This window comes from Ruminococcus sp. N15.MGS-57 (genome assembly GCF_000980385.1).
Lineage (GTDB): Bacteria > Bacillota > Clostridia > Oscillospirales > Ruminococcaceae > Hominimerdicola > Hominimerdicola aceti.
Window position 1 is genome coordinate 1 of the sequence record NZ_LARF01000061.1, and the last position, 8,899, is coordinate 8,899.

An 8,899-nucleotide genomic window follows, 5' to 3' on the forward strand; every position below is an offset into this window, starting at 1 on the left:
CTCTGATTTTCACTTGTCCTACTTCTTCTTTCCAAAAAACAAATCAAACAGAATAAATGTGTACGACGCTATTACAAAAATCGTCAAAAGCCCCGCAATCACAAAGATACTGCCTGTATTCTTCAGCCTAAGGAGTTTTTTCAAATTAATTTCTTCTTTTATTTTCTTCATGCTGCTCATTCACATCCTCTAAATTCCAATTTATCGCTCATCCCTAACCTCTATAATTTCATCTACAAAAACAATATGTGGTTGCCAGCCTCCATTGAAATCGGGATAGACTTTTGGCATGGAAGCATAATACTCCTGAACTTCAGTTGTAATATCCTCTTTGGAAAATTGATGCTGATACAACTTTTGCAAAGAAATGTTAATTTTGCCTCTTTATAGGTTACTCCCTGACCGATTTCAATAGGAGTCAGTCTTGCAGGATTGGTTGTCACCCTTTTTCATTTTCCAAAAATCATCCCAAAATGCCTGACATCTAATCCACTGTCTCAAATTGTGACATCTAATCCGAGGTTACAAGCTGACACATATTTTGCAGTGGATATGTTTCCATATAAGAAAACCAAGCTTTTTAAAAAGTCTGGCTTTAAATCCAAACCTCCGAAAAAGCCCGGAAATACGCCATTTTCTGGCTCTTATTTATCTTTCATTGACAGCAAACAGACCGTCTCCACATGCCCCGTCCTCCCAAACAGATCCACGCCCTTGACCTTGACCGTCTTATACCCCAACTCTTCCAGCACAGCACAGTCCCTAGCAGCAGTAGCGTGATTGCAGGATATCATAACTATCCTGTCAGGGGACATTTTTGCCATGTACTCCAGTGCGTCCCTAGTGCAGCCCTTTCTTGCAGGGTCAGCTATTATCACATCTGGTCGCTCGCCACGGCTGTAAAGTATCTCTGCTATCTTTCCTGCGTCACCACATATAAATTCCGCATTTGTGAGATTGTTTGCTGCGGCATTTCGCTTTGCATTGTCTATTGCAGATTGTATTATCTCAACACCTATGAGCTTTTTCACCTTTTTGCTCATTGACAAACCAATCGTTCCTGCACCGCAGTAAAGATCAAGAAGAGTTTCCTTTCCTGTCAGCTGAGCATAATCTGCGGCAATTTCATAAAGCCGCTCCGCCTGAATTGTATTTACCTGATAAAATGACAGCGGTGATATCTCTATATCATTTCCACACATGGTATCGTGTATCGTGTCGCTTCCATACGCAGTAACAAGCTTCTGTCCAAGTATACAGTTGGTCTTTCGGCTATTCTCATTGAAAACTATACTCTTTATATCAGCATATTTTTTGCAAAGCTCACTCACAAGCACATCAAATACGCCACGCTTTTTAAGGTCGGTTATAACAAGACAGACCATTATCTCACCTGAGTGTTCGCCACGCCTGAGATAAATATGCCTGAGCAGACCGCTTCCCGTTTCCTCGTTGTATGCCTTTATCTTACGCTTGTTCACATATGCCATTATTTCATCGGCTATTGCCTTGAATACGGCAGGCTGTAATGCACAATCGGTGTGATCGCATACATGGTGAGAACGCCTTGAATAGAATCCGCAAACTGCCCTGCCGTCCTGCTCTGCTACAGGGTACTGCGCCTTGTTACGATAGCCAACAAGCTGTTTACAACCCTCAAAGCTGTCATATTCAGGATAAAGCTTACCGATACGCTCAAATGAATCCTTTATGAACTGCTCTTTTACACGGCATTCTTCCTCATAGCTCATGTGACGAAAACAACAACCGCCACACCTTGAATAAACAGGGCAATCGTTCTTCGTTCTTTCAACCGAACCACTTACAATATTTTCGATAATGCCATAGCAATACGTTTTGCAGATCTTGACTATCCTGCATTCGATAACGTCGCCAATAACAGTAAAAGGCACGAAAACAGCAATGCCCTCGTGCTTTCCTACTCCGTTGCCCTCATTTGTCATACCGCTTATTTCAAGCCTGATAATCTCATTTTTCTTTAGCATAAAATTCCTCTATCTCATTTTTTCGCTTAAGCATAAGCTCAAAATGCTTATTGTATTCCAGCGGAAATTTGTAATTGAACACACGCTCCAAACGTCCGCCCTCTTTGTCAACAAGCTTTGTCGAGCCACCTGCACCCATTGCAAGTATGGTCTGAACCTCTTCCATTATATAGATATTATACAAACTCTCGTGACCCTGCTTTGTCCAGCCTATATTTTCAAGATTTTCAAGCATATTCTTCTGTCTGTAGAGATAATAAGGCAGATAGCCGCTTTCAAGAAGTCTTTTTGTGGCATACTCTACCATTTTATCGGCTGGATTTTTCAGCACTTCCCTGTCACCGCTGTGATTTAGCCTAGCCGCACGCTTTATGGAAAGTGTGTGTACAGTGATATTCTCAGGAGCAAGCTCTATAAGCTTATCAATGGTATTCTCAAAGCTCTCCACTGTGTCTGTTGGCAGACCTGCGATTATATCAGTATTTATAGAGTCAAAACCAACTTTTCTTGCAAGGTCAAAGCTATCAAAAAACTGAGCAGTTGTGTGCTTTCTACCAATAGCCTCAAGAACGCTGTCATTCAAAGTCTGTGGATTTATAGATACTCTGCCACAGCCGTTTGCTTTAAGCACCTTCAGCTTTTCTTCAGTTATGGTGTCAGGTCTTCCCGCTTCAACAGTGTATTCACGGACAGTTGACATATCAAAGCTGTTTGCAATGACTTTCATAACTCTGTCAAGCTGAGCAGCAGTGAGCGTGGTAGGAGTGCCGCCGCCAAAATATACGGTGTCAAGCTTCAAACCAAGCTTTTCCGTTATCTTCGCATTATAAACTATCTCCTCACACAGCTTGTTCACATACTCAGGGATAAGCTTCATACAGCCCTCGATAGATTGCGAAACAAAAGAACAGTAGGAGCATCTTGTGGGACAAAACGGCACTGACACATAAAGACTAAAGCTGTCCTTTTCAAGCTCATCAAGGACAGGCTTCTGGGTTATAGCAGTTTTGTATGCAATATCGCACTTTTCTTCGCTGCAAAGATATCTGCTCTCCATGGCTTTAAATATCTCCGCCTTGTTCATGCCCTCACTGAGCATATCATTCACACGCTTCACAGGTCTTATTCCCGTTATAACGCCCCATTTCGGCACAATGCCTGTTATCTCGCTCATTGCCTTAAAAAGAAGTCTTGAAAGCGAAAGTTCCATGTCGCTTTCAAAATGCACAAACTCCTCTTTTTCGCAAGTCTTGCCGTCATATCTCACCTTAACGCTCAAACAAACATTGTCAGCGTTATCCTTTTTCTGAGCGAACACATAATCGTCCTCTGTATCTATGCTGTCAGAAAAAACGTGGGTAAAGAGCGTTGCAGGGATAAAAAGCTTCATTACTCCCTCAAGCTCATATTTATAATTGTTGCCGCTGAATATCAGAGTCATTTCAAAGCCTCCGCAGCCTGCCTGAGATATGGGTTATACTTTCTCTCAGCGTCAAGTGTCGTGACATTCATGTGACCAGGATAAACAGTTAGATTTCCACCAAGGTCAGCTATTTTCATAAGCGACTTCATGAGGGCTGGGCTGCTTCCATCAGGCATGTCAGTTCTGCCAACACTTCTTGAAAATAGGGTATCTCCCGAAAACATATTCATGCCGCATATGAAACAAACAGAACCGCTTGTATGTCCCGGCGTTTCCAATACGTCAAATTCAAGCTCGTCAAGCTTTAGTATATCGTCCTCTGTAAACACATTGACCTTGCCTGTGTAATTTCTGTGTCCTCTTATTCTGAAAAGATTAGCAAGCATTCCTGCGTCATCTGTAAGCTTAGGCTTATCCATAATGTGGATATACACCTCGCAGCCTGTCCTGTCTACAAGGTCAGCCACAGCACCGATATGGTCAAAATGACCGTGGGTAAGAAAGATCTTTTTAAGCGTAAGACCGTGACTCTCTATCTCACCGAGAATATAATCGGGGTCGGCAGGTGCATCGATAAGAACGCAGTTATTTTCTTCGCTTGCAACAATATAGCTGTTCGTTTCACAAACACTCAATGGTTTGAGCCTATATATTTTCATTATATGTCCTTTCTTATTTACCGCTTCTTTCAACAGAAATAACGTTCTTTATTTTCTGAAGCTTGTTTATAACATTGTTGAGCTGTTCCATTCCTGCAATGCTGACAGTTACGGAAAGCATTGCATTGCCGTTTTTCAGTTCCCTTGAGGTTGACTCATAGATAAAAATATTGATCATTGCAAGCGCTGACGAAACGTCTGCCAGCAGACCTATTCTGTCAACCGCAACAATATCCAAAGTACACTTGAAATAGCCAGTATGCTTTTCAGAACTTTCCCACTTAACATTTATCCAACGAGCGGCATTTTCAGGATCATCTTTCTGCGAAAGATAGTTCACGCAATCCTTTTTATGCACGGATATGCCGTGACCTCTCGTGATAAAGCCGACTATTTCGTCACCTGGAAGCGGATTACAGCACTGTGCAAACTTGATAGCGCAGTTGTCGATGCCGTCAACGATAACACCGGTGGAATTTTTAGAAGTCTTTATCTTATTTTCAAGGTCAGAAGTATCAGGCTGAGCCTTTTCACCATATTTCTTATTATACTCAGATTTCAGCCTTTGCATCACCTTTGAAAGCTGAACTCCACCATAGCCGATAGCTGCAAAGAAGTCGTCAAGGGTATCACAGCTGTGTCTGTGCATATCCATTTTGAGAAAGTCCTCAAGTTCTTCCTCAGGCACTCTTATATTATTTCTGCGGAACTCTCTTTCAAGAGCATTTCTGCCCTCAAAGATATTTTCCTCTCGTCTTTCCTTTTTGAACCATGAACGTATCTTTGATTTGGCTTCATTGGTCTTGCAGATATTAAGCCATGAACGGCTTGGGCCATGACCTTCAACGTTGGTAGTAAGTATCTCGATTATCTCGCCTGTTTTTATCTGATAATCATAAGACACCATTTTCTTGTCTACCTTTGCGCCGCACATCTTATGACCCACCTGTGTGTGGATAGCGTAAGCAAAGTCGATAACAGTTGATCCGACAGGCAGTGTTATCATATCGCCCTTTGGAGTGAAAGCAAAAACGTCCTCAGGGGCAAGGTCATTTTTGATAGCCCTTACTATCTCCTCAACGTCGTTTGACTCCTGTTGTGACTCGATTATCTGTCTTATCCATGCAAGGCGCTGATCGTCCTTTGAGCTACCCCTTACGCCCTCTTTATATTTCCAGTGAGCTGCGATGCCATATTCAGCCGTTCTGTGCATTTCCCATGTTCTTATCTGAACCTCGAAAGGTATTCCCTCTCTGCCGATAACAGTTGTGTGAAGAGATTGATACATATTAGCCTTAGGCGTGGAAATATAATCCTTAAATCTGTTTGGGATAGGTCTGAACATATCGTGGATTATGCCAAGTACGTTATAGCACTCGGTAACTGTATTGACGATAATTCTTACGGCATAGCGATCATATATCTGGTCTATCTCCTTGCCGTCACGATATACTTTTTTATAAATACCATAATTGCTTTTAACTCGACCCTCGATAAGGGGAACAGGGTCAAAATCCTTTTCAAGCCTGTCATGTATCTTGTGCTTGATGTTTTCAACAAGCTGTTCACGGCTGCCCTTTCTGAGCTGCATTTGCTCGTCTATCTCGGCATAAGCATATGGATCAAGATAGTAAAAAGCAAGATCTTCAAATTCATCTTTAATTGAGCGTATTCCAAGGCGGTGAGCTATCGGTGCATAGATGTTCATTGTTTCATGGGCGATAGTTCTGCGTTTTGAATCTTTGCAATAATTAAGAGTACGCATATTGTGAAGTCTATCTGCAAGTTTTATGATAATAACACGAATATCCTCGCTCATTGCAAGAAGAATTTTTCTGATATTCTCAGCTTTCTGCTCGTCTTTGGTGAAAGTTTCTACCTTTTTCAGCTTTGTAACGCCATTTACAAGCATTGCAACGTCTGAGCCAAAATTCTTCTGTAATTCTTCAAGAGTGCATGGAGTGTCCTCCACAACGTCATGAAGAAGTGCTGCACAAATAGTATCAGTATCCATGCCAAGCTCCAAAAGAATATATGCAACAGACAGAGGGTGGGTTATATACGGCTCGCCAGACTCTCTTTTCTGATTGTGATGATACTTTTCAGCAAGTTCATAGGCGGAAACGATTTTTGACAGATCGTACTGCCTCTCGCCATCAAGTATTTTCTGAATAAGTGCATCAATGGAACACACCGACCTCTCACCTATATGCTCAGGCTTTGAAGCTTCAGGCACAGCGTCGGTATAGTCAGGCGAAGCCGTAGGAGCAGGCTTTTCTTCAAACTGCTCTTTAACCTCGGATTCGGCAGGAAGATCTTCTTCACTGACAGTTTTTATCTCAGGCATATTTTCTATCTTATCCATTTCAGCAGGATCAAGCAAAATATTCTCTTTATCTGACATTTTAGTTACCTGCCTTTCCAAGCATTTCATTCAGCTTAACAAGAGTTTCAGAGTCCTCAAGATTTACCTTTTGTTTCGGCACAACGTAGCTTATTTTCATAGTTGCGGGTCTGAACTCAATAAGACCCTTATCACGGAAAATATCAACGCAAATATGCAGTTTGCAATAATTCATGCTGTCACCTGATATTTTCATGAAAAGATTATCCAACGTAATATTCTTAACTGCACTTATGTATTTATATACGCCGATAAGCTCCTGCCTTGTCGGGATTATTTTTCGTATAAAACTTGCAGGAAGCTGTTCCCCGCGCATGAGCTTTTCATAACAATCCTTTGCCGCAAAATATCTTTCCTGCTTTACTCCACTCAATCTATGGTCGATAACTCTTATGGATATGGACTCACGGTTATTGAACACATTTATTCCAAGCTCCACGAGCATATCAAGTTTATCGCCAACTGCGAAACAAGCTTTTTCAGGTGCAAGGGAGAAAATAAGAGCCTGTCCTCTATAGCTTCCGTATGAAAACTCGATCTTTGTATGCTTGCCCTGTGACAGCGGTATTATCTTATCTACTCTTACTCCAAGCATTGCAAAAACTGGAACAGGGTTCTCTGCACCAAAAGGCTCCATTGCGGCAAGACCCTTTACATTATCAAGGTTGATATCCTGCGGCATAAGAAGCTTATCCGCTATAAGCTCAACGCTAGGGAATTTCTCCATAGGATCGCTGTATTCATACACCATTTGAGTGAACTTTTCAATGTTCTCAGCCTTCAGCGACAGACCTCCTGCACACTCATGTCCACCAAATTTATCAAGCAGCTCTCCGCAATGCTGAAAACACTTGAATATATTGAAGCCCTTTACGCTTCTCGCAGAGCCTCGTGCGTTTCCATCATCATCAATGGAGATTATAACATTCGGCTTTCCGTAAAATTCCAAAATGCGTGAAGAAACAATGCCAATAACTCCGTGATGCCAGCCCTTGCCTGAAAGCACAAGCACTCTATGGTCAAGAGTTTCAGGGTGAGCGTTTATATGGTTTACTATTTCTGTCATTATCTCTGTTTCCGTCTGCTTGCGCTGGGCGTTAAGATTTAAAAGAGTGTCAACATAATTCTCAGCGTCCTCTGGGTCTTCGCTGAGAAGTGTTTTTACCGCTGTAAGAGGTGAGCCAAATCTGCCCGAAGCATTTATAACAGGGGCAATCCTAAAAGCAATGCCTGTTGAGTCAAGAGCATTTCTATCAAGCTTTGCTTTATCTATAAGATAGTTTAGTCCCAATATTTCGGTGTTTGCAAGATATTCAAGACCACGCTTGACAATAGTTCTGTTTTCCCCTGTGAGTGGCACAACGTCCGCAACTGTACCGATAGCACAAATGTCGGCATACTGTTCCATAACAGTGTCATAACTGCCGCCGTCAAGTGCAGCACAAAGCTTGAAAGCTACACCAACTCCTGCAAGGTCTTTGAATGACGAAGGACAATCTGCACGATGCGGATTAACGATAGCCCTTGCCCTCGGAAGCTTCTCAGGCGGCTGGTGGTGATCTGTGATAACAAGTTCCATATCAAGCTCAGCAATACGCTCAGCTTCCTCAACTGCGGAAATGCCGTTATCCACAGTGACGATAAGCTTAACACCCTTTTCTGCAAGCATTTCAATAGCTTCCATGTTCATGCCATATCCAGCCTCACGCTCAGGAATATAGTACATAATGTTTGCGCCCATGCTTTCAAGATAGTTGTAAAGTATAGTGGTGGACGTAACTCCATCGCAGTCATAGTCACCGTAAATACAAATAAGGTCATACTGATCAACCGCCTTGTTTATCACCTCGGCGGCTATAGCCATATCCTTTATAAGGAAAGGATCACTAAGTTCTTCGCCTTTAAAAAAATCAGCAAGGCTGTCAAAGTCAGTGAAACCCCTTGAAGTCATGACGTCTAGGGTAAGGCTTTTCAAGTCACACTTGTTCATAAACTCTGCAGTTTTCACAGGGTCAGGTCTGTTTATTCTCCATTTTTTCATATAGAAATAGTCCTTTACGCAAATTTACATTCATCATTCATTATACCACATAAACAGCCTTTTTTCAAGTAGCATCAAGAAAAAGTGTGAAATTTCAGTGTAGTGCTACAATAGATATTGGACAAAATTAAGAAAAAAGAAAAGAGAGATAGGCAAAAATCTGATAAAATAAAGTTACCACACAAATACAAATCAGAAAGGAAGCCTATCTCTCATGAATAGTATAACACAAGATATGAAGTTTCGTCAATCCTTAATGAATTACGCAAAGAAATATGGAGTGAGCCGAGCGAGCAGAAAATACAATAAATCACGTTCATATATATATTTCTGGCTGAAACGCTGGGACGGAAGTGTGGAGTCCCT

6 protein-coding genes are annotated in these 8,899 nt (G+C 41.8%); all 6 read right to left on the minus strand.

Annotated elements, in window-relative coordinates; genetic code table 11:
* Positions 1-18 precede the first annotated feature (18 nt).
* Positions 19-180: a hypothetical protein gene (locus WS40_RS11645; protein ID WP_325208525.1), complete on the minus strand. Its 162-nt coding sequence runs from the start codon at positions 178-180 to the stop codon at positions 19-21.
* A 464-nt stretch (positions 181-644) separates the two neighbouring features.
* The gene (gene rlmD / locus WS40_RS09835) at positions 645-2,006 is read right to left on the minus strand and encodes a 23S rRNA (uracil(1939)-C(5))-methyltransferase RlmD (protein WP_046441954.1); all 1,362 of its coding nucleotides are present in this window, start codon (positions 2,004-2,006) and stop codon (positions 645-647) included.
* A complete protein-coding gene (gene hemZ / locus WS40_RS09840) occupies positions 1,990-3,447 on the minus strand; it encodes a coproporphyrinogen dehydrogenase HemZ (RefSeq protein WP_046441956.1) in 1,458 nt (485 codons plus the stop codon). Before hemZ ends, rlmD begins: the two co-directional genes overlap by 17 nt.
* A complete protein-coding gene (locus WS40_RS09845; protein ID WP_022286489.1) occupies positions 3,444-4,088 on the minus strand; it encodes an MBL fold metallo-hydrolase in 645 nt (214 codons plus the stop codon). Before WS40_RS09845 ends, hemZ begins: the two co-directional genes overlap by 4 nt.
* A gap of 13 nt (positions 4,089-4,101) precedes the next feature.
* Entirely contained in the window at positions 4,102-6,492 is a 2,391-nt protein-coding gene (locus WS40_RS09850; RefSeq protein WP_242989196.1) for a RelA/SpoT family protein, read from the minus strand.
* Between the two features lies 1 nt (position 6,493).
* On the minus strand, positions 6,494-8,533 hold the full coding sequence (recJ, locus tag WS40_RS09855) for a single-stranded-DNA-specific exonuclease RecJ (RefSeq protein WP_046441958.1): 2,040 nt from the start codon (positions 8,531-8,533) through the stop codon (positions 6,494-6,496).
* Positions 8,534-8,899 lie beyond the last annotated feature (366 nt).

Excerpts from the sequence above, each read along its gene's own strand:
- rlmD (WP_046441954.1), bottom strand. The coding sequence starts at position 2,006 with ATGCTAAAGAAAAATGAGATTATCAGGCTTGAAATAAGCGGTATGACA.
- WS40_RS09845 (WP_022286489.1), bottom strand. The coding sequence starts at position 4,088 with ATGAAAATATATAGGCTCAAACCATTGAGTGTTTGTGAAACGAACAGC.
- WS40_RS09850 (WP_242989196.1), bottom strand. The coding sequence starts at position 6,492 with ATGTCAGATAAAGAGAATATTTTGCTTGATCCTGCTGAAATGGATAAG.
- hemZ (WP_046441956.1), bottom strand. The coding sequence starts at position 3,447 with ATGACTCTGATATTCAGCGGCAACAATTATAAATATGAGCTTGAGGGA.
- WS40_RS11645 (WP_325208525.1), bottom strand. The coding sequence starts at position 180 with ATGAGCAGCATGAAGAAAATAAAAGAAGAAATTAATTTGAAAAAACTC.
- recJ (WP_046441958.1), bottom strand. The coding sequence starts at position 8,533 with ATGAAAAAATGGAGAATAAACAGACCTGACCCTGTGAAAACTGCAGAG.